This window comes from Microcoleus sp. MON1_C5, from assembly GCF_036701875.1.
Lineage (GTDB): Bacteria > Cyanobacteriota > Cyanobacteriia > Cyanobacteriales > Microcoleaceae > Microcoleus.
The window spans coordinates 14,679-35,475 of record NZ_JAUBRN010000040.1 but is presented as its reverse complement, the minus strand read 5'-3'; the positions used below and the strand labels follow the sequence as shown (position 1 = coordinate 35,475).

Below are 20,797 nucleotides of genomic sequence, written 5' to 3'. Positions count from 1 at the left end.
AGCGATGGATTAATTCGATTGTTTGAAATGCGATCTACCTGTGGAGCATAAACATTCCTTTTCACACCAAAAATATCTTTGAATATCTGCATATAACAACCCGATTTAGGATTCGCAAACATCAATATTTCTCTCTTTTCTCTTTCTCTGCGCCAAGGGCGCCCTCTACGGTTGGTTGAAAAAAATCTACTTTACATCAAGCAATAGGATGGCTATATGCGATCGCACCCACCCTACAAATCAAAACTCTCTTCACCAATACTTCCCAGTTCCCCGCTACCCAGAAACTCTTCCTCCTCTACTTCCTCAATCTCAGAGTCGAAACTTTCCACCACAAACGGCAAACCAGCAGCCATCAAACCCCGTTGAATCAGTTCCGGCGTTTCGTCAAACAAAACAAATAGGGGATGAACAGCCTCAGCTTCATCGCTGTAAATATGGCTGTAGCGGTACGGCATCACCCATTCGTAACCTTTATCCAGCCAAACCTGAGACTGTCGCCAGCGGCCGAGCAACTCAGAAAACTCTTCGCCCGGACGATGAATGAAAATCAAAATTTCCACTCCAATCTTAACTTTCCATTCAGGATCGCACATCAAAATGGCCAAATCGCACGGCAAACAAACTGCCTGCCCCGGCGATATGCTAGTGCCGCCCCTTCCCGCATAAGAAACTCCGTCCCGCAAGCGCGCAATTGGCAAAGGAATTGTGATTAAACTATCATGGGCGCGGCGGATACTGGGAATCATTTCCATGTAAACGCGATATTTTTTCAGCAGGGCGATCGCGGCAGAAGATTCGCTGTACTCTGCTAGTAAGGCCTCGTAATGTGATTGTTTAACAGACATTTTCAAACCAAATAATAAGTAATTACTAATTGCTGCTAATTGCTAATCCATCGCTTCTCGTTACCAGCAAGACCTTGGTAATGAAGATTTGGAGGCAGAGCCTCCAAATTGTTTTCTCCTTTTAATCGAGGCTGTGCCCCCTCCAAAGGTCTTCCCAGGCAGAGCCTGGGAACGATTGAAATAGTCATTGGTTAGGCGTTAATTGGTACTAACTAATAACTAATAACTAATTTAGCCCTTTTTTACATCTTGTCAAACACGGAGAACATCGGCAGATACATCGACAGCAAAACCGAAGCTACGATACCACCGACGAGAACAATCATCAGAGGTTCTAGCATACTGGTAAGTCCTTTTACTGCTTCTTCCACTTCTGTTTCGTAGAAAGCGCCAACTTTCATCAGCATCTTGTCAAGTTCCCCTGTCTCCTCGCCAATTGCCATCATTTGAATGGCCAAAGACGGAAAAACAGCTTGTTCTTGTAAAGCAATACTGATCATGCCGCCGCCTTGAATTTCCTGTCTGGCATATTCGATCGCATTAGATATCGCCTGATTTCCAGCCACATCTCGCACAATTTCCAAAGAATTGAGAATCGGCACCCCCGATCGCGTCAGCGACCCAAATATCACGCAAAACCGAGCCACCGCCGATTTTTCGATCAAATCTCCAAACACCGGCAATTTCAGCGCAATCTTATCAATTTGTAGGTGACCTACTGGAGTTTTGTAGTACATATCGAAGGCAATTTTGAGCGCTATAATTACCCCAATAACTGTTATCTGTTGGATCGGAGGCCAAGCCGTACAAAATGCACTAATTCCCAACATAAACACTGTAAAAGCCGGCAAATCTGCACCAATATCATTAAAGATTTTGGCGAAAGTTGGCAGCAAGAATATGGTCATTGCGAAAAAAACCACGACCGCGATGCCCAACACAGTCTTCGGATAAGACATCGCCGAATTAATTTCGGCTTCCGTCTTGTGATTTTTTTCCATCATCACTGCCAGACGGTCTAGGGTTTCATCTAGCACCCCCCCGACTTCTCCTGCCGCCACCATACTGATAAACAGTTGGTCAAAAACATCAGGAAACTTAGCCATCGCCTCTGCCAAGTTTATCCCCTCCTGCACGTCAGCATTCATGCTCCTGAGCGCTCGCTTCAGCTTAGCATTAGAACACTGCTCGTGCAGCACAGAAAGGCATCTAACGATCGCCACCCCTGCATTAAACATAGCCGCAAACTGACGAGCAAAAATAGCCATATCCTTAACAGTAAGACTGGTAAGGTTATACTCAATTTGCTCCTGAATCTTACTGAAATCAAAGCCACCTTTCGGTTTTTCGCGGATAACGTTGGTAGCCACAGCTCACCTCTGAAAATTTATTAAAATTTATGACTCATCAGTCATCAGTCATTAATTCAGTCGGCCGACTCCTGACTAATGACTGCCGACTGAATTAATGAGCTCCTACCTTGGCGCCAACAGGTGCCGGGCCGATCAAGCGTTCGAGTTCGTCAGCCTTAGAAGCCTTGGCCATTGCCGATTCCCAAGTGACTTTACCGCTCTTGTAAAGTTCAGCGAGGGCCATTTCCATCGTCCTCATGCCCAATTTCGCCCCCATTTGGATTTGGGAGTAAATCATGGGAGTTTTGCCCTCCCGGATCAAGTTCGCCATAGCTGGAGTATTCACCATGATTTCCATAGCGCAGCAGCGGCCGCCCCCAACTTTTATTACCAAATTTTGGCTGCAAATTCCCACCAAAGAGTTAGACACCTGGGCGCGAACCTGGGGTTGTTGAATGGGGGGGAACACGTCCAAAATCCGATCGATCGTTGCAGCCGCCGAATTAGTGTGCAGCGTTCCCATCACCATGTGACCCGTTTCAGCAGCCGAAATTGCCAGACCGATGGTTTCCAAGTCCCGCATTTCCCCCACCAGAATTACATCAGGATCTTCGCGCAAAGCTGCTTTCAGCGCATTAGCAAAGCTCTTAGTATCTTCGCCCTTTTGGCGCTGGTGAAACAAACTCTTGATATTAGGAAACACGTATTCGATCGGATCTTCAACTGTGAGAATGTGTTCCGCCCGCGTCCGGTTGACCAGATCCAACAAAGCCGCCATCGTAGTAGTCTTCCCGGAACCCGTTTGTCCCGTCACCAACAGCATACCCCTGGGTCTTTCCGTCAGATCCCGCAAAATTTGCGGCACGCCTAAAGCATCTGCATTAGGAATCTTAGAAGCCAGAGCCCGCATACAAGCAGCCCAAGCACCCCGCTCCCGGTAGACATTGACGCGGAACCGAGCCAATCCCCGAACCCCGTAAGCGCAGTCGAGTTCCCACTCCATTTCCAACTGCTTGCGCTGCATATTGTTGAGCATTTGGAAAATTAGGATCTGCACTTCCTCAGCAGACAGAATGTCGCCGTATTGCGTCTGAGGAGTTAGTTTACCGCTGACTCGGAAGAATATAGGCGCGCCCGCTTGGATGTGTATGTCCGAACCCCCTTGCTCTACCAGGGACTCCAGTACGTCTTCAATCATCAGACCCATAGATACCTCTCCTCGATCAAATTTATAGTTATTGACCAATCTAGCTCAGTTAACAGTCAACAGTTAATAGTCAACAGTTAACTGCTGAATCAATCCAAAAAGCGTGGCGTCAAGCAGTAAGGACAATCCAACATCTCCGGCTTCAATTCCGCCCGACAAGTTTTGCAGGTAAGTCCCTGCTTGCGTTTGGCTTTCATTTCCGCCTCCAGGCCCGAGTCAGTAAACGTCACCCGCTCGACTTCTTCAAAGGTAGTCGCGCCTTCCCGCACCAACTGCAAGCTGTAAGCCAACAACGTTTTCATCCCTTCTTCTACTGCTGCTTCCTTAATCTGCTCTGTGGGAGCTCCTTGAGTGATCAGGGTTTGAAGCCGCTCAGTATTTTTCAGGAACTCGTAAACCCCTACCCGTCCTTTGTAGCCTAGGCCGCCGCACTTCCGACAAAGTTCCTCGCGTTCTGCCAGTTCCTTCCTTTGCTCCACCGGTACGGTGTTGGCTTTGTAAACAGTCAGATCAATTTCTTGAGAAGCCGACAGACCGTACTTGCCGAGCTCTGCGGCAGTAGGCTGGTAAGGAGTGCAGCATTTGTCGCAAACGCGCCGCATCAGACGCTGAGCCAACACGCCCAACAGAGCGGCCGAAACCATGAACGGTTCTACGCCCATTTCGGCCAAACGCGCGACAGCCCCAGCCGCGTCGTTCGTGTGCAGCGTCGTCAGTACCAAGTGTCCCGTCAAAGCAGCTTCCAGAGCAGTTTTGGCCGTTTCCTTGTCCCGCGTTTCCCCCACCAGCATCACGTCAGGGTCTTGCCGCAAAAATGCCCGCAGAATGTTGGAAAAAGTCAAGTCTTTTTCCCGAATTACTTGACATTGGGTAATTCCTGGCAAAGCATATTCGATCGGGTCTTCCGCCGTACTGATATTAACCCCCGGATCGTTCCGTTCCGCCAGAATCGAGTAGAGAGTAGTTGACTTGCCCGAACCCGTCGGCCCCGTCACCAAAATCAGTCCGAACGGACGGCTAGCACTCTCTCGGACTAAAGCCAGAGTTTCCTGGTCGGAGATTAACAAACCCAAGCCCAACTGAGTGCTGGAACTGTCCAAAATCCGCAGCACGATTTTTTCGCCGTACCGCGAAGGTAAGCTGTTCACCCGGAAATCCACCGTGCGTCCCTCAAATACCCGGCGGATACGGCCGTCTTGAGCTTGTCGGCGTTCGGCAATATCCAGGTTCGCAATAATCTTGAAACGAGCCGTAATCGATGCGACTACCTGCTTGGGAAACCGGAAATACTCTTGCAGCACCCCGTCTTTCCGCATCCGAATCCGCATGAACTCTTCTTGAGGTTCTACGTGGATGTCAGACACCTTTTCCGACAGAGCTTTAGCCAAAATGATATTGACCGCCTTAATTACCGGAGCGGCCTCAGCATCGTCCAAGGTGTTAGCTAGGTCTTCTTGGTCGGCACTCTCCTCTTCTAGCGAGAGTTCGCCAAAATCTCCCTCCCCTAAATCCATCTTTCTCTGCTTTTCGGCTGCTGCCATTTTGGCTGCTACCTTAACTTGGTCCTCTTGATAGGCAGAAGTTATGTCCTGATAGTCGTCTGGCGTAATCACCCGTCGCTGCAAAGCCAAGCCGTGAGGCTGTAAAATCCGCCGCAAATCTTCTATGGCGTTGAGGTTGTCGGGATCTACCATGGCTACTAAAACGGCCGCCGGCTCAGTTTCAGTCTTCGCTACGGGTAAAAACCGACCTTGGTGACAAATGTCGATCGAAATCTTCAACGCGTCGAGCATAACTCCGAGTTGCTCGTTAGACATTTCGCTCATCTCGGGGTCAAATGCTTCAACCCCGTAGACTATCTTCCGTTCAAACATCTGCTGCTTCTTGTAAAGTCGCAGCAATTCTGGGGGTAACGGCTGCCCGGTAAGTGCTTCTAATACCTCCGTCAAACGCTTGCCCGACTTCTGGCTTTCAATTTGAGCTTGCTTCACTTGCTCGCCGTTGACGTAACCCGACAGAATCATCTTGGTGAGAGCCGGAGGAAATTGGCTCACAGAAACTATGGATGTGGAGCGAAGCGGGGATGTGCTAGTCATAAAAAACACTCAATAGGTGGGAAACTCAGTCACAAAGAGTGCTGAGAGGAAAACCAAAGCGGGGTTTTAACCCCCATATTCTTTGCTTATGGATCAGCTATCATTTTCTTGCTCAATCCCTATCTCTCAAGTGTAAGCTCGCAGTCCCCTCTAAGCTTCGTCCACAAATTGAGGAGATGTTGGAGGGATTTGCCGGTGCTTGCAATCACATTTTGTTCGTTGAGTGCTAAGTTGCTTACTTACCTGATTAACTTGCGGGATACTCTCGTTATAGCGTCAGGGCACATCACTTGGGGATTCCCCGTACCGGGAGAGAAAAGCGGGGCGGGGTGTGTCCCCTTCCCAGGCTAATTCTATTTTCCCAAATTGTTTGCTCAAATTACAGCGCCCGTGGTGACGCGGTTAGCTGTACTAAATTAAAGATGACCTATGTTCTGTGATGATAGCTTTTACGAAAGCCTCGATCGCCATTGTGAAATATATTTTGATTAATTATCTGCGATCGGTCACTGCCCGATCGTCGGCTGCATGAGCCCCCAGGGCAAATTTTGAGCAACTCTAGTTTTCGCTCACTAAATATTACTTTAATTCTACCCTGGTGTCCGAACCTTTGTGACGTAAGGTTGACGGTTCAAAAATCTTGGGAAGAGGCAAATTAGATATCAACCGTATTTACAGATGATCACCTCAGCGAGACCAACTAATCTCTCTCATTTTGCTGGCAAAAATTCGAGCCTTCAAGCGACTTCGGCGGTATTGGAGCCGAAAAACCACAGCCCCAATTCGCATCAAGATTAACAACCTAGTATCTGAGTTACACAAGTACACAGCTAACTACTTAGTCACTCAATACAAATTCCTTTTTCTCCAGAGTTGGAAAACTCAGCAAATGGTAAAATATGCCAGCCTTAGCTTGCGACTAAAACAGCCTGACAGATGATAACTTTAAGTCACTATCGTTTTAAGTAAACCTTGAAACATCAAGCCTCCTAGGTGGGAAATGTTGTAGTAGATTTAACTGAAAAATATACTTATAAAAATTGTTGTAAATGCGATCGCGTTAATTAAAAATGAGGAACCAACAAACGTTGGGTGGCCCCCTGTGCTGCCATATTATACGTAAATATCTAAACGGGCCTTTGAATATTTTATGGAAAGCTTTGAGCAATGTCTCCAGAGCTGGCGAGTTGTCCTCTTTTCACATTTTGCCATACACAGTCAATTCGAGTCCTCTAGATTTACCGGGTTAACTGTATCTGCTAGAATTGATAGGGTTCTGTCGCGCAGCTTTTATGATTGACGAGGAAAAACAGCAAGATCAAGATCCTAGCTCAACTGGGGAAACCACCCCAGAGGGTTCGCCAATGGGAAGCGAAAATCCGGCGGCATCAGGAAACTCGAACGAATCGGCGGATTGGGAGCTCGAACTTGCTCGAGCTTATCAAAGTGCTCAGGGCGATCGCACCCCAGCAAACGCATCGGGGCCTACCGTCACCGGCAGTTCAACAAACAGTCCGACTGCAGACGCGGCGGAGCCTTGGAAGAAGGAACTGGCCCAGGTAACCGAGGAAAAAGAGGCTTTAAAAACTCAGTTGCAAGTCGCATCCGCTCAACTAGAAGAACTGAAAAATCAAAATCTCCGCCTAGCAGCAGATTTTGAAAACTTCCGCAGGCGTACCCAAAAGGAAAAAGAAGAGCTAGATTTACAGGCAAGGTGTCTCACGATCAAACCCCTGTTGCCGGTAATTGACAATTTCGAGCGCGCTCGATCGCACATCAAGCCGCAAACCGATGGCGAAATGAACATTCACAAAAGCTACCAAAGCGTTTACAAGCAAATGGTAGACGGCCTCAAGCAAATCGGGGTTTCTCCGATGCGCCCCGAAGGCGAACAGTTTGACCCCAACCTCCACGAAGCTCTGCTGAGTGAGCCAACTGACGAACACGAGGAAGGAACAATTATCCAAGAACTAGAACGCGGCTACATTCTGGGCGAGCGCGTCTTGCGGCACGCCAAAGTGAAAGTTGCAGCGGCTGGGCTATCTGTGGTAGCCTCAGATGAAAATCCCGATAGTTCAGAAGGTTAATCGGGATACAAGCTACTGCATTCCTCAAAGTCACTGACCCCCGAATAGAATTCGGGGGTTCCAAGGTGGCAGACTCACCAAATTAATTAAAGATGACTAAAAGCAGGTCAGCGCTTGATCCAAAAATTCTGAAAAATGTTTTTACCAGTCTTTGATATTGCTTTAGGACATCAAGTTTATTTCCTACAAATCTAGTCTGGGAATGCTTGTTTAAACAAGCTGAGTCGTTTTTCATCTCCCAACCTGTAGTTGGAGATTTCCAAACATCCCACAAAGTTTTATGAGGCGCTATGGGAAAAATTATTGGAATTGACTTAGGCACGACTAACAGTTGCGTAGCTGTGTTAGAGGGCGGTAAACCCGTCGTGATCGCCAATTCCGAGGGCGGGCGCACAACTCCGAGTATAGTAGGATTTGGCAAGGCGGGCGATCGCTTAGTAGGTCAATTGGCCAAGCGACAAGCTGTAACTAATGCTGTAAATACTGTCTACAGTATCAAACGATTTATCGGACGGCGGTGGGACGACACGGAAGAAGAACGAGCCCGAACTCCCTATACCTGCATAAAAGGCAAAGACGATACCGTTAACGTCCAAATTCGGAACAAGGTTCACACTCCCCAAGAAATCTCGGCAATGGTACTCCAAAAGCTCAAGCAAGATGCAGAAGCTTATTTGGGACAAACTGTTACCCAAGCCGTGATTACAGTGCCAGCCTACTTCACAGACGCCCAGCGGCAAGCTACCAAAGACGCCGGTACGATCGCGGGCCTAGAAGTCCTGCGGATCGTCAACGAACCGACGGCTGCAGCCCTTTCCTACGGGCTGGACAAGCAAAATATAGAACAGAAAATCTTGGTCTTTGACCTGGGCGGCGGTACTTTCGACGTTTCGATCCTGCAACTGGGAGACGGAATTTTTGAAGTCAACGCTACCTCCGGTAACAACCATCTCGGAGGAGATGACTTTGACGACTGCATAGTCCAGTGGCTGGTAGAAGCTTTCCGGACTCAAGAAGGCACTGACCTCTCACAAGACAAAATGGCCTTGCAGCGCCTCCGAGAAGCTGCCGAAAAAGCGAAAATCGAACTCTCCAACCGAGAATCCACCTCAATCAATCTGCCCTTCATCTCTTCTGACGAGAAAGGGCCGAAGCATTTGGAAATGGAACTCTCCAAAGCTCAGTTTGAAAAACTGGTGGCTCATTTGGTGCAAGCGACGATCGATCCGGTGACTCAAGCCCTCAAAGACGCAAGTTTGACCCCCAAAGACATAGACAGGATTATTTTAGTGGGAGGCTCAACCCGGATTCCGGCAGTTCAAAAGGCAATTAGCAAGTATTTTGGGGGCGTTTCTCCCGATAAATCGGTCAATCCCGACGAAGCTGTAGCGGTAGGCGCGGCAATTCAAGCCGGGGTGTTGGGTGGTGAAGTCAAAGACTTGCTGCTGCTCGATGTGACGCCGCTCTCCCTGGGACTCGAAACCTTGGGCGGAGTATTCACCAAAGTAATCGAGCGCAATACAACTATTCCCACCAGCCGATCGCAAATGTACAGCACGGCGGCAGACGGGCAAACCTCGGTAGAAATTCACGTACTCCAAGGCGAGCGGGCATTGGTTAAAGACAATAAAAGTCTTGGCAAGTTCCTGCTCAAAGGCATTCCCCCAGCTCCCCGCGGCGTACCTCAAATCGAAGTTACCTTTGAAATCGATGCCAACGGGATTCTCAAAGTGGCTGCTGAAGACAAGGGAACCGGAAAAGAACAAAGCATCCAAATTTCCAATACAGGGGGATTGAGCGAAACCGAAGTCGAGCGGATGCGACAAGAAGCCGAACTTTACGCCGACGAGGACATCAAGCGCGCTCTACTGGTCGAACTCAAAAATCAAGCTGACTCCCTCGTCTATAATTGTGGTGTAACTTTAAAAACCAACGCGCAACTGCTGAGCGACGAGCTCAAGGCAGAAGCGGAAACAGCCGCAGCAGCCTTGCGAGCAACGATGACTAACCCCGACATCACAGTCGAGGAACTCACGCCCGCAATCGAATCTTTCAAGCAACTGCTATACTCGCTGGGGACAGCAGTCTACGACCAAGCCCGCAGCGGGGTAGCCCCGTCAGGATCTGTTGGTGAAAGCGAGATGATGTCAGAAGTAGAATCATCAGAACCAGAAGAGGTTAAAGCGGACGACGACAGTATTTTGGTGGAAGAAGAGCTGCTGGTGGCGCCCCAAGCTCCGCCGGAACCAAAGCCGGAACCAAAGCCGGAACCAAAGCCGGAACCAAAGCCGGAATCAAAGGCGGCATCAAAGGCGGAATCCAAGCCGGAACGACAGTCAAAACGACAGTCAAATCCACAGTCAAGTCCACAGTCAAATCCACAGTCAAAACAAAAACAGAAGGTTCCCGAACCAGAAGTTGATGATATGAATCCTTTCCTTTAAAACTGAAAAGCTAAAAATTAAAAGTTAACAATTAACAATGAGAATTTTTAACTTTTAATCTGTAATTTCAGGAAAGGTCGCCCGTTTCTTTTTCGTACACTTTTTGTTATTTACCTCCAGGCAAGCAGCTCTATGGCCGGTGATTACTATGAAATATTAGGCGTTTCTCGCAGCGCAGACAAAGAAGAAATTAAGCGTGCTTACCGCCGCCTAGCTCGCAAGTACCATCCAGATGTCAACAAAGAACCCGGTGCCGAGGAGCGGTTTAAAGAAATTAACCGCGCCTATGAGGTACTCTCAGAACCAGAAACCCGCGCCCGTTTCGACCGTTTCGGCGAAGCAGGCGTCAGCGGTGCAGGTGCACCGGGGTTCCAAGACTTTGGTGACAGCTTTGCCGATATTTTTGAAAGCTTCTTTCAGGGTTTTCAGGGAGGCGTCGGTGGCCAACAACAGCAAGGTCGCAGGCGCAGCGGGCCGGTGCGCGGAGACGATTTGCGACTCGATTTGCGGCTGGATTTTCGGGAAGCAGTGTTTGGTGGGGAAAAAGAACTCCGCATCAAGCATCTAGAAACCTGCGAAACTTGCACCGGGACTGGCGCCAAACCGGGAACCAGACCCCAAACCTGCTCGACTTGTACCGGCAGTGGTCAAGTCCGACGTGCTACCCGCACTCCTTTCGGCAGCTTTACTCAAGTTTCAGTTTGCCCCACTTGCAACGGCACCGGGCAAGTGATTGAGGATAAGTGCGAAACTTGCGGGGGCCGGGGCCAGAAAGAAGTGATGAAAAAGCTGAAAATCACAATTCCGGCTGGAGTTGACAACGGTACTCGCTTGCGCGTTTCCAATGAAGGGGATGCCGGCAAACTGGGCGGGCCGCCCGGGGATCTTTACGTGTTTTTGGCCGTAAATGAAGACCCGCTATTTAAGCGCGAGGGTACTAACGTTAGCTCGGAAGTTAAGATTAGTTATTTGCAAGCAATTTTAGGGTGCCGGTTGGAAGTGGAAACCGTAGACGGGCCGACGGAATTGTTGATTCCTAGCGGAACTCAGGCGAATACTGTTCTGACTCTTGAGAAAAAAGGGGTGCCTCGGTTGGGAAATCCAGTCAGTCGCGGCGATCATTTGATTACGGTGTCTATTGACATTCCGACTAAGGTGACGGCTGAAGAACGGGAATTGCTGATGCAGCTTGCTAAGCTGAAGGGCGATCGTACCGGTAAAGGCGGCTTGGAAGGGTTTCTGGGTAATTTGTTTCAGAAATAAGCAATTTTTGACACCACTTGGTGTCAAATTTTCCTGTTTGAGGATTCCCCGGCAATTTGTTTTAGTATCTGTCAAAAAATTGTGTGGAATTGCTCACAAAAATCTCAGGTGGGACGCTTCCTAGGCATTCGGTTTCAGTAGCGCTCAAAAAAGTGAGCGCAATTGCGCTCACTTTTTTCAGAAAGAATAATATTCTGTGTCCAATTGGACACAAAATTTTAGATTTTCCAGTGTCCATGCAACTTATTTAAAAAACTAAGGCTTTCAGGATTGGAGATTGCAAAAAGCATCATGAATTCAACATCGAAAATTGAAACTCCCAAATCCCCAGATGCCAAAATCGATCTGCGGGGTACCCCGTGTCCTCTGAATTTTGTTCGCACTAAACTGCGCTTGGAGCAAATGGCACCGGGTGCTGTTTTGGAAGTGTGGCTGGATGCTGGGGAGCCGATCGAACAAGTGCCCGATAGTCTCAAAATGGAAGGCTACCAGATTCTGGAAACGCAATTTGTCGCGGATGAGCCGGAGTCGGGCTTTTTTTCAATGAAAGTGCAGCGCCCAGAAGACAAGGAAGCAGGATGAGCCTGAATTCGCCCTCGATCGTCGGTACTGTAATTGCTGTTCAGGCTAACTTCTACCAAGTGAGGTTAGATCCCGAAGTCTCGATTGACGGGAAAAATGCTCCCCTCGCTGATTCTCCGACTCTCCTGTGTACTCGTCGCACTCGACTGAAAAAAATTGGTCAACAGGTGATGGTGGGCGATCGCGTGGTGGTAGACGAACCGGACTGGACTGACCGCCGGGGAGCAATTTCTGAAGTCTTCCCGCGCCAAACAGAACTCAACCGCCCGCCTGTAGCTAATGCCGATCGCATTCTCCTTGTTTTTGCCCTTGCTGAACCAGACTTAGATCCCGCGTCATTAACTCGGTTTTTAGTCAAGGCCGAATCTACAGGTTTAGAAGTGAGTTTGTGCCTGAACAAATGCGATTTGGTCACGCCCTATGAGTTGGAACAGTGGCGCGATCGGCTTGGCGGCTGGGGCTACGAACCAATGTTTATTAGCGTCCGCAGCGGCGCAGGAGTTCAGGAAGCCCCCGCTAACGATCAAAATGAAGTTTCTGCCTCGGAACCAGGTTTCCATGACTTAGTGGAGAAAATAGAGCCATCTATGCTGAGTTCTGAGGATAACGCCCAAAATCCAAATTCGCTCAAGCCGTTACATCCGTTAAAGCCCGTACATAGCCCGTTGCCGAACTTGCTTCTAGACCACTTGCAAGGGAAAATAACGGTAATTTGTGGCCCTTCTGGGGTTGGCAAGTCCAGCTTGATCAACCAACTGATCCCGGCCCTGAATCTCCGAGTGAACGCTGTTTCCGGCAAACTCGGTCGCGGGCGCCATACGACTCGCCACGTCGAACTATTTGAACTCCCCGGCGGCGGACTTTTGGCCGATACTCCGGGCTTTAATCAGCCGGCTCTCGAATGCGATCCCTCAGAATTAGCGGAATATTTCCCAGAAGCGCGCCAGAGGCTGGCTTTGGGTAGCTGCCAGTTTAGCGACTGTTCGCACCGAGACGAGCCTAACTGTGTCGTGCGGGGCGCTTGGGAGCGCTATGAGTATTACTTGCAGTTTCTCGAAGAGGCGATCGTCCGCCAACAAGCTCTGCAAAACTCCAGCAGCGCCGAATCGAGTTTGAAGCAGCAAACCAAGTCTGATGGTACGCAGCATTACGAACCGAAGCTGCAAACTAAAAAATATCGCCGCTCTTCCCGCCGCCTTCAACACCAGTCACTCCAAGATATGTGTCAAGACTTAGAGGAATTGTGAGGAAGTCGCCGCCCATGGCCTGCAGGCGCTAGAAAACCGTACCCAGACTTACCCCGAAACTGGGTTCGAGCGAGGAAAATATAGAGGTTGCACTCCTCGGACCCCGTTCCCATGCAGCCGGTGTCTTTAGTGGCGAGGGCGTAAGTCCTGAGTACATTAATAGCTAAAATTAAATGGCCTTAGATTTGTTAAAAAAAGTAGAACAGAAGCAAAAGTTAGCGGGTACTGCAGGAGCAAAAATATTGTGAATATTCAAGAACTGTTTGAAAAAGGCGGCCCCGCCATGTGGCCCCTGTTGCTGTTATCGATTCTATCTTTGAGTACAATTATCGAGCGCTTGTGGTTTTGGGCAAGCCTTCTGAGCAAAGAAAAGCAGATTGTTAACCGTATTCTGGAAGCCGCTCGCAGCGATTGGGGGGCGGCTAACGAGATGGCAAGACAAGCTAACCGACAGCCGATCGGGCGATTTCTTTCTGCACCTCTGCGGCTCTACAATCCCGAACCAGATTTATTTCGACTCGCACTCGAAGCGGCAGCCGATGAAGAGTTGGCTTCGATGCGTCGCGGTGACAAAATCTTAGAAGCTACGATCGCTCTAGCCCCTTTGCTGGGCTTGCTGGGAACAGTTCTGGGCTTGATTAACTCGCTCAGTTCTATCCGTCTGGGCGACATCGGCACGGCGGCAACAACTGGCGTAACTTTGGGGATTAGCGAAGCGCTGATCACGACTGCTACTGGGATGATAGTAGCAATTTTTACCTTGGCGTTTTATCGGATATTTCAAGCTTTTTTGTTCAACCAGGCAAAAATATTTCGCAAAGCTGGAAATGAACTGGAATTGCTTTACAGGCAATACTGGCCGGCAGCTAATGCTAAGGGTCGATCGCCCGGTGCAGAATACAGCAATTCTTCTTTTGGTGCAGATGGTTTGAACAGGCGTTCTCTCAATTCTCAAGAATCGGGAGAACGGAATCGGGAGCCGAAATTGAAAGGTTCCGATCCGGCTGAAGATTCACCTTCTAATAATTAAAACTCCAGAGAACTGATGAAGATTAATCTAGATACTCCTGCTGAAGAGGCTCGGATAGACCTGGTGCCTTTAATTGACGTGATATTTTGCATTCTGACGTTTTTTCTGCTGGCCGCTTTGCAACTGACTCGCCAGCAAGCAATTAATGTCGATTTGCCTAAGGCGAAGACGGGACAAGTACAGATGCGAGAGATGCTGATTGTCAGCATTGACGATTTCGGGCAAACTTATATCGATCAATTGCCTGTTAATTACCAACAGCTCGATCGAGTTTTAAAGAGTTTCCAAAGTAAAAATCCTACGGGGTTGATGGTGCTGTACGCTCCTCAAAATGCGAGATATGCCAAAGTTGTGGAGGTTTTAGACAAATTGAGAGAGGTAGGGGGCGATCGAGTGGCTCTAGCAACTCTTCCTAGTTCAGCTCCCTCGCCGCTGCCGAATTCCTCGCTTCCCAATTCTGGCATTCCTGCGGCACCTGCGATCGGCAATTCCGGTCAACCCCTGCCGTCTCCTGTGCCTCCTGGGCAGCAACAGTTCAATCCCAATCAGTTTCAATCTCCTCTCCCCGCTCCTGGGCAGCAGCAGTTCAATCCCAATCAGTTTCAATCTCCTCTCCCGGCTCCACAGCAGCCTAGCAACTTTGGGGCAAATCAGGGCATTCCTCCTGTTTCGCCTGCACCCGCGGCTCCCAATTTCAGACCCGGAGCGGCCACTCCACCCCAGAATAGCCGGCCCTCGAATTAGCTAGAAGGAAGAAGGGAGAACAGAGAAATAGAAATTCTCCGACTCTCCCCATCTTCCGCTCCCCTCATCTTCCACTCTCCCCATCTTCCTCATTTTCCAATCTCCCGCTCTCCTGATCTTCCAATCTCCCCATCTTCCACTCTCCTCATCTCCTCATCTTCCAATCTCCGCCTCTCCCCCTCTCCTCATTTCCCCCTCTCCCCTGGCGGAGAGAAGCTCCGCCCGATTTGGTATAAAGGGCTTCAATTCTTTTGGTTCGTACTGAGCCTTTTTCCTCTTGACAAGTAGATACAGTTGTATATGCCTGCAGAAGGAACTTTTGCAGACATCTCGCCATCTCTCTCCCTAAGTAAGTTCTTTCCTGGGACAGATGGTAACTTTGTCAAATGATTGTTACCTTTTGTAATATAGACTAAAGCCAGATGGGCCATCGGGCATCCCGAAACCAACGGTCGATCGCTGAAACAAGTTACAAATCTGGTTAATCCAGGTGTTCACTTTTAAGTCACCTTTACTTACAGAGGAGTCAAAGTCATGAGCCAACCAGCAGAATTGTCTTTGGAACAGCAATTTAGCCTGTGTTCCTTCAAAACACAGGTAAGTGACATGAGCCGCGAACAAGCTCAAGAGTTTTTGGTCAAGCTTTACGAGCAAATGATGCTTCGGGAAACCATGTACCGCCATTTTTTGAAACACCACTGGGGTTTAGAACCTAACCCAGGCGTTGAGTAACAAAGAGTCGCAGTCGGCGACCTCCGTCTCTTACTCTCTTCCCTCAGGCGGAAAGGAGTTGGGGGTGATGGGGCGTCACTCGAAGGCAGAAGGTAGAAGACCTGTATAGAGACTTGAGGAAAATTGGACAGTTTCTTTGTGGATTTCACTCGAATTGCGGAGTCGAGCTAAGCAGTTTGTCGATCGACCACAGGAGAGCGCAAAAATAATTTATGGCGCCTAGACTCGAAAATTGAATAACTATTAATAATAAGTGTTAATTTTTTAACCAATTAAAATTTTTAACAAATTCAATATATTTGTCTTTAGTGGCAGCGGATGAGGTTTGACAACAATGGTGCTAGTCGGACATCTGAGCGCGACCTCCGACTAGCCAAACCTTTAATTTTCACATCCAACCCTAGAACTCCCAAATGTGGACTCTAGAAAGAGTTATTCCCCCTGACGTTCCAGAGTCGCCTCCATTGTATTCGTCAAGTAATGACCAGACATGATGCCGCTAGATTGGTAGTAGCGGTTGTCATCAACCCGGTGAAGGGTGTCAAAACCCGTCCGCCGCTGGCGTTCGTCTCCCAATACCCAATAACGCTGGACGATCGACTGGGGAGCAATCCAACCTTCGCCCTCGACGCGGCCGAGTTCGCTGTGTTGGAGTACAAATGTATACTGCCGTTCATCGCTGTTGAGGTGTCCTCGGTACTGCAAAATAATCTCTTCGCGATCGCCTCCAGGAAATACGAGCTTTGTCACCATACTGAACCAATCTGTTCGGTTCCAGCTCACTAAAGTTTTGCCTTTAACCGTAATTGGCACGCCATTGCGCTCAATCCAGCTTCCTTCGAGCGTCCATTGGCCAGATTCCATTAAAAACGTGTGAGCCACAGTGCTGTTCCTATGCTTTTCCTGCTGGCTACAATGCTGGTGCAACAACGCACAGCCGTTGTCCCTCAGACTCTATGCTATCACGCCCAACTGTGCCAACAAGAGTTAATTTCTCCTAAAAGTACCGGTGTCCGGGCACCAGTAACTTGAGGCAGATTGCCGGGAATGCCCCGAACCCGCCATGCGGCTAAAACCGCGAAAGCTATCGCCTCTTTAAAATCTACATTCAAGCCGGCCTCAGAAGTAGTCAACACTTGCACTGGATGCAACTGAGATTGCAATCGGCGTTTTAAGTAGAGATTATGGCTGCCGCCCCCGCATAGTAAAACTCGATCGGGCATAGCCGGTAAAAAAGTTTGGTAACTGTGAACGATCGAGGCAACAGTCAGTTCTGTCAGAGTAGCCAGCACGTCAGCAGGACTGAGGTTGTAACCTTGGGCCTCGACCAAACACCTGTCAAAATAGTCTACACCAAATAGCTCTCGCCCCGTTGATTTCGGCGGTGCTTGGCGGAAGAACTCTGATGCGAGCCAATCCTCGACTAAAGCTTGACAGGGAGTTCCCGATGCCGCCCAAGCTCCACCTTCGTCGATCGTCTTAGTGCCGCCTGAGAAGTGCTGTACTGCCAAATCTAACAGGGAATTCGCCGGGCCTGTATCCCAACCCGATATGCCATCCCCAAGACTGAAAATCTCAGACTCGTCATTGTTTTCCCCTTTTCCTCTTGCCGGAAGATAGGTAACATTGCCAATTCCCCCCAGATTTTGGATGCAGAGGCTGATGTTGGGTTCCGCCAGCAGGCAGGCATCAACTATTGACACTAAGGGTGCTCCTTGACCCCCTGCTGCAATGTCTGCCGATCGAAAGTTACTCACAGTAGTAATTCCTGTCAATTCCGCAATTAGCGCGCCCCGCCCAAGTTGCAAGCTGTAGCCCATTAACGCACCGGCGCTGTCTTTCTGGGCTTTCCCAGCAGGTCGGTGGTAGACGGTTTGACCGTGAGAGCCGATTAATTCGGCTGTATCATATTCTGCTTGAATTGTCAATGCCGCCGTGGCAAATTCTTGGGCGATGGCATCATCTAATTGGGCTAGTTCAGCCATTGACAAAGCTGAGCCACTGCAAACTGAGAGAATTTGCGATCGCAAATTAGCAGGATAAGGGAAAGTCTTGCCTGCCACCAATTGCACTTTCAAGTCTGTGTGGGAACCGACCACATCCACCAAAGCAGCATCAATGCCATCCACCGACGTGCCGCTGATCAAACCGATAACGCGGGTCATTCAATTTTAGATTTTAGATTTTAGATTTTAGATTGTTCAATTTTTCGATTTTAGATAGTCGGGTGCGATCGGGCGATCGAATATTATTTGAGGTCGATCGTGACGATCACCACAGTAATATTATCGCGTCCACCTTTCTCCTTAGCTGCTTGAATTAAAGCATTTGCAGCGCCCTCGCAGGCGCGAATCGACTTCAGAGGCGAAGCTATCAAAGGATCGGAAAGTTCTTCAGTCAAGCCATCGCTGCAGAGCAGCAAGCGATCCCCAGGCTGCACGTCCACCGGCAAAATATCTATCTCCCGCAAATCATCGCGGCCCAAACACTGGGACAAAACGTGACGCCAAGGATGAGTGCGAGCCTGGTCGGGAGTTAGAGCCTTTCTTTTGACAGCCTGAGCCACCCAAGTCTGGTCTTCAGTAATCTGTTCCAAACGAGAGCCGTGCAGTCGGTATAACCGAGAGTCCCCGATATTAGCGCACCAGGGTCGGCCCTCATCCCTAAACATTAGAACCACAGCCGTAGTTCCCATATCAGCACGCTCGGGGTGGTCGAGCTGATCCGTCAAAATAGCTTGATTGGCAATTAAAAAAGCCTTTTCCAACAACAGCGGAGAATCCTCAGGCCCTTCCCAATGTTCGAGCAAATAAGATTGAATCGCCTGAGTCGCAATCCGGCTGGCTTCTTGACCTCCGGCGTGTCCTCCCATTCCATCGGCCACTATGAAAAATCGCCCGTCAGAGTCTATGTAGTACGAATCCTGATTTACGGAACGAACTAGCCCTGTGTCTGTCTTACCTGCGAAAGAGCGTTTCATAGATTGGGTGATTGGACTCATCGAACTTGAAAGCTTGATTTAATTGGGTGAGATGTTTTCTTCCAAAACTTAAATCCCGAACGGCAGTTGAAATTTCTGCACCCCACGAGCGCGAGTTTTGGAAAAATTGCACTTCCTTGACCTCATATTGTAGATCGTATGATGGTAATCCCATCTTAAAATTTTGCTAAATCCAGTAAATTCAGCAGCACCTGCAAAACAAGACTGGATTTCTACCCAAAATCCGAGGTTTGGCTGGCGAAAAATCTAGGTAGCAACTGGGTTTTTAGCCTCACAGCGCGTAAATATTGTAAATTTCAGCAATCTGTGGTCAGCCAGCAAAAACTTAACATTCGATGTCAAATTCTTGCTGGCGAGAAATCTCAAACCTGAAATTTCCCATCTCAAATTGCACAATTATGACATCCTGTCTAAACGATCGATCCGCTTGAACAAACGCAGCATAGCAAACCCTGCACCCGCCGCCAGCACGGCAACAGCGACAGCCGGCCAGACTTGATTGCTGACAAACAAAATTGTCGCCGACAAAGTAAAAGCACTCATCAGCAAAGCATAATTCGTGCCCATTTGAGCGCTGCTCATGCGGCGAAGCAAGCGCTCTGTTTCTGCAGAACGGACGCGAATCCGCAAATCTCCCTGTTCGAGTTTATCAATAGTCTCCTCAATCCGGCGGGGCAAACCCAAAGCACTCGAACTCACCTGAGCCGCTTGACGGCCGATTTCGTTAAAAATGCTGCTACTTGTATCATGGCCATTTCCATTAGTCATAAGCTGCATGGCAAAAGGTTGTGCCACCTCCATAAAGTTGAACTCGGGATCTAAACCTCGGCCCACCCCTTCGATTGTGGAAAAAGCTCGCATTACAAAAGTAAAAGTAGCTGGGAAGCGAAAAGGTTGGTTGTAGGCAATATCGTAAAGGTCGTCGGTAATCGCGCTCACCGACTGATTTTCAAAAGGCTTGTCCATGAAATTGTCCAGCATATACTGGATCGATCGGCGCACCGGACTCATATCACCCGTAGGCACCAAAGCTCCCAAATTGATCAGAGAATCCATAATCCGCTGTCCATCCTTGGAAGCAATGCCGTAGAGCGTCTCCATCAGTCCTTCGCGGACGTTCGACTGGATTTGCCCCATCATGCCAAAATCGTAGAAAATCAGACAACCGTCAGCACTAACAGCGATGTTGCCGGGGTGTGGGTCAGCGTGGAAAAAGCCGTCGTTGAGCAACTGGCGCAAATAAGCTTTTGCCCCCAACTGAGCGATTAATTTACGATCGATCCCGGCCGCTTCCAAAGCTTCATAGTGGCTGATTTTAATCCCCGGCAGGTATTCCAAAGTCAGCACTCGCGGAGCCGCGTACCGCCAATAAACCCTCGGCACCCGCACCCAGTCACAGTTGCTAAAATTGCGGCGAAAAGTATCAGCATTGCGGCCTTCATGGAGATAGTCAATTTCCAGCCACAGAATGCGACAGCATTCCTCATAAATCCCCATCCAATCGCGACCGCGGCCCCACTTAGGATGGTTTTGAAAGTAGCGGGCAATTCCCTTAAGAATTTGCAAATCGATCTCGAACAGCTTCCGCAGTCCCGGTCGCTGTACCTTGACCACCACTTCCGGGCCCGAATGCAGTTGAGCTTTGTGTACCTGACCCAGACTTGCAGCAGCCAGGGGTACTGGGTCAAAGCTGCGGTAGAGTTCTTGAACTGTCTTGCCCAAATCTTGCTCAACAATTACCTCTAACTGCTCGTAGCTGAAAGCAGGGACTTTATCTTGCAGCTTAGAAAGTTCCTCCACAAACTCTGCAGGGAACAAGTCGGCGCGGGTGGAAAATAACTGCCCAACTTTAATGAAAGTTGGCCCCAAATCCAAGAGTGTTTCTCGAACCCAGATAGCTTGAAAGCGGCGTCTGGCAACTTTCTTTTCTTCAGTTACGCCTCCCCAGTAGCTCCAATTTTTGCTGTCGAGCCAGAGGGAAGCCAGCCAGAGCAAAACAAAGGCCCAAATGTCGAAGAAGCGCCGCTTCCGGGAGTATTTTTCGCGATTCCAGCGATAAGCTTTACTTTTGTAGGATTTACTAGCAGTTTTTGGCTCATCGGCTTCGCCAGTGTGCTTGGGGGAGCGCTGGCGATTAACAGAGTCATCAAGGAGAGCAGACACT

At 49.1% G+C, this 20,797-nt stretch carries 16 protein-coding genes; 8 read left to right on the top strand and 8 right to left on the bottom strand.

Annotated elements, in window-relative coordinates; all coding sequences use genetic code 11:
- Positions 1-233: 233 nt before the first annotated feature.
- The 4 genes from QUA71_RS19135 to QUA71_RS19120 all read right to left on the bottom strand — a co-directional run bounded on the left by QUA71_RS19135 (position 234) and on the right by QUA71_RS19120 (position 5,503).
- Complete coding sequence (locus QUA71_RS19135) at positions 234-848, bottom strand: hypothetical protein (RefSeq protein ID WP_190660379.1); 615 nt, start codon at positions 846-848, stop codon at positions 234-236.
- A gap of 242 nt (positions 849-1,090) precedes the next feature.
- Entirely contained in the window at positions 1,091-2,218 is a 1,128-nt protein-coding gene (locus QUA71_RS19130; protein ID WP_333287357.1) for a type II secretion system F family protein, read from the bottom strand.
- Between the two features lie 94 nt (positions 2,219-2,312).
- Positions 2,313-3,407 carry a type IV pilus twitching motility protein PilT gene (locus tag QUA71_RS19125; protein WP_190660384.1) on the bottom strand — a complete coding sequence of 365 codons (1,095 nt, stop codon included), beginning with the start codon at positions 3,405-3,407 and terminating at the stop codon, positions 2,313-2,315.
- 89 nt (positions 3,408-3,496) lie between these two features.
- Positions 3,497-5,503, bottom strand: a complete 2,007-nt coding sequence (locus QUA71_RS19120; RefSeq protein WP_333215430.1) for a GspE/PulE family protein — start codon at positions 5,501-5,503, stop codon at positions 3,497-3,499.
- A 1,292-nt stretch (positions 5,504-6,795) separates the two neighbouring features.
- Between QUA71_RS19120 and grpE the strand changes: the two genes are divergently transcribed.
- The 8 genes from grpE to QUA71_RS19080 all read left to right on the top strand — a co-directional run bounded on the left by grpE (position 6,796) and on the right by QUA71_RS19080 (position 15,632).
- Positions 6,796-7,590, top strand: a complete 795-nt coding sequence (gene grpE / locus QUA71_RS19115) for a nucleotide exchange factor GrpE (protein ID WP_333287354.1) — start codon at positions 6,796-6,798, stop codon at positions 7,588-7,590.
- Positions 7,591-7,880: 290 nt separating this feature from the next.
- Complete coding sequence (dnaK, locus tag QUA71_RS19110; protein ID WP_333287353.1) at positions 7,881-10,034, top strand: molecular chaperone DnaK; 2,154 nt, start codon at positions 7,881-7,883, stop codon at positions 10,032-10,034.
- A gap of 132 nt (positions 10,035-10,166) precedes the next feature.
- A complete protein-coding gene (gene dnaJ, locus QUA71_RS19105; protein WP_006635247.1) occupies positions 10,167-11,297 on the top strand; it encodes a molecular chaperone DnaJ in 1,131 nt (376 codons plus the stop codon).
- Between the two features lie 291 nt (positions 11,298-11,588).
- Positions 11,589-11,879 carry a sulfurtransferase TusA family protein gene (locus QUA71_RS19100; protein WP_190660391.1) on the top strand — a complete coding sequence of 97 codons (291 nt, stop codon included), beginning with the start codon at positions 11,589-11,591 and terminating at the stop codon, positions 11,877-11,879.
- Positions 11,876-13,126: a ribosome small subunit-dependent GTPase A gene (rsgA, locus tag QUA71_RS19095; RefSeq protein WP_333287350.1), complete on the top strand. Its 1,251-nt coding sequence runs from the start codon at positions 11,876-11,878 to the stop codon at positions 13,124-13,126. Before QUA71_RS19100 ends, rsgA begins: the two co-directional genes overlap by 4 nt.
- Positions 13,127-13,370: 244 nt before the next feature.
- Complete coding sequence (locus QUA71_RS19090) at positions 13,371-14,156, top strand: MotA/TolQ/ExbB proton channel family protein (protein ID WP_333287348.1); 786 nt, start codon at positions 13,371-13,373, stop codon at positions 14,154-14,156.
- A gap of 15 nt (positions 14,157-14,171) precedes the next feature.
- The gene (locus QUA71_RS19085) at positions 14,172-14,900 is read left to right on the top strand and encodes a biopolymer transporter ExbD (protein WP_333287346.1); all 729 of its coding nucleotides are present in this window, start codon (positions 14,172-14,174) and stop codon (positions 14,898-14,900) included.
- 534 nt (positions 14,901-15,434) lie between these two features.
- The gene (locus tag QUA71_RS19080; RefSeq protein WP_006635253.1) at positions 15,435-15,632 is read left to right on the top strand and encodes an NblA/ycf18 family protein; all 198 of its coding nucleotides are present in this window, start codon (positions 15,435-15,437) and stop codon (positions 15,630-15,632) included.
- 432 nt (positions 15,633-16,064) lie between these two features.
- On the opposite strand, the gene QUA71_RS19075 is transcribed toward QUA71_RS19080, so the two are convergent.
- The 4 genes from QUA71_RS19075 to QUA71_RS19060 form a co-directional block, all read right to left on the bottom strand.
- Entirely contained in the window at positions 16,065-16,514 is a 450-nt protein-coding gene (locus QUA71_RS19075; RefSeq protein WP_006635254.1) for a hypothetical protein, read from the bottom strand.
- Positions 16,515-16,594: 80 nt separating this feature from the next.
- Complete coding sequence (locus QUA71_RS19070) at positions 16,595-17,797, bottom strand: anhydro-N-acetylmuramic acid kinase (protein WP_333287344.1); 1,203 nt, start codon at positions 17,795-17,797, stop codon at positions 16,595-16,597.
- Positions 17,798-17,880: 83 nt separating this feature from the next.
- A complete protein-coding gene (locus tag QUA71_RS19065) occupies positions 17,881-18,612 on the bottom strand; it encodes a PP2C family serine/threonine-protein phosphatase (protein WP_333085120.1) in 732 nt (243 codons plus the stop codon).
- A 417-nt stretch (positions 18,613-19,029) separates the two neighbouring features.
- The gene (locus QUA71_RS19060; RefSeq protein WP_333138046.1) at positions 19,030-20,796 is read right to left on the bottom strand and encodes an AarF/ABC1/UbiB kinase family protein; all 1,767 of its coding nucleotides are present in this window, start codon (positions 20,794-20,796) and stop codon (positions 19,030-19,032) included.
- Position 20,797 lies beyond the last annotated feature (1 nt).

Excerpts from the sequence above, each read along its gene's own strand:
- QUA71_RS19135 (WP_190660379.1), bottom strand. The coding sequence starts at position 848 with ATGTCTGTTAAACAATCACATTACGAGGCCTTACTAGCAGAGTACAGC.
- QUA71_RS19125 (WP_190660384.1), bottom strand. The coding sequence starts at position 3,407 with ATGGGTCTGATGATTGAAGACGTACTGGAGTCCCTGGTAGAGCAAGGG.
- QUA71_RS19120 (WP_333215430.1), bottom strand. The coding sequence starts at position 5,503 with ATGACTAGCACATCCCCGCTTCGCTCCACATCCATAGTTTCTGTGAGC.
- grpE (WP_333287354.1), top strand. The coding sequence starts at position 6,796 with ATGATTGACGAGGAAAAACAGCAAGATCAAGATCCTAGCTCAACTGGG.
- dnaK (WP_333287353.1), top strand. The coding sequence starts at position 7,881 with ATGGGAAAAATTATTGGAATTGACTTAGGCACGACTAACAGTTGCGTA.
- dnaJ (WP_006635247.1), top strand. The coding sequence starts at position 10,167 with ATGGCCGGTGATTACTATGAAATATTAGGCGTTTCTCGCAGCGCAGAC.
- QUA71_RS19100 (WP_190660391.1), top strand. The coding sequence starts at position 11,589 with ATGAATTCAACATCGAAAATTGAAACTCCCAAATCCCCAGATGCCAAA.
- rsgA (WP_333287350.1), top strand. The coding sequence starts at position 11,876 with ATGAGCCTGAATTCGCCCTCGATCGTCGGTACTGTAATTGCTGTTCAG.
- QUA71_RS19085 (WP_333287346.1), top strand. The coding sequence starts at position 14,172 with ATGAAGATTAATCTAGATACTCCTGCTGAAGAGGCTCGGATAGACCTG.
- QUA71_RS19080 (WP_006635253.1), top strand. The coding sequence starts at position 15,435 with ATGAGCCAACCAGCAGAATTGTCTTTGGAACAGCAATTTAGCCTGTGT.
- QUA71_RS19070 (WP_333287344.1), bottom strand. The coding sequence starts at position 17,797 with ATGACCCGCGTTATCGGTTTGATCAGCGGCACGTCGGTGGATGGCATT.
- QUA71_RS19065 (WP_333085120.1), bottom strand. The coding sequence starts at position 18,612 with ATGAAACGCTCTTTCGCAGGTAAGACAGACACAGGGCTAGTTCGTTCC.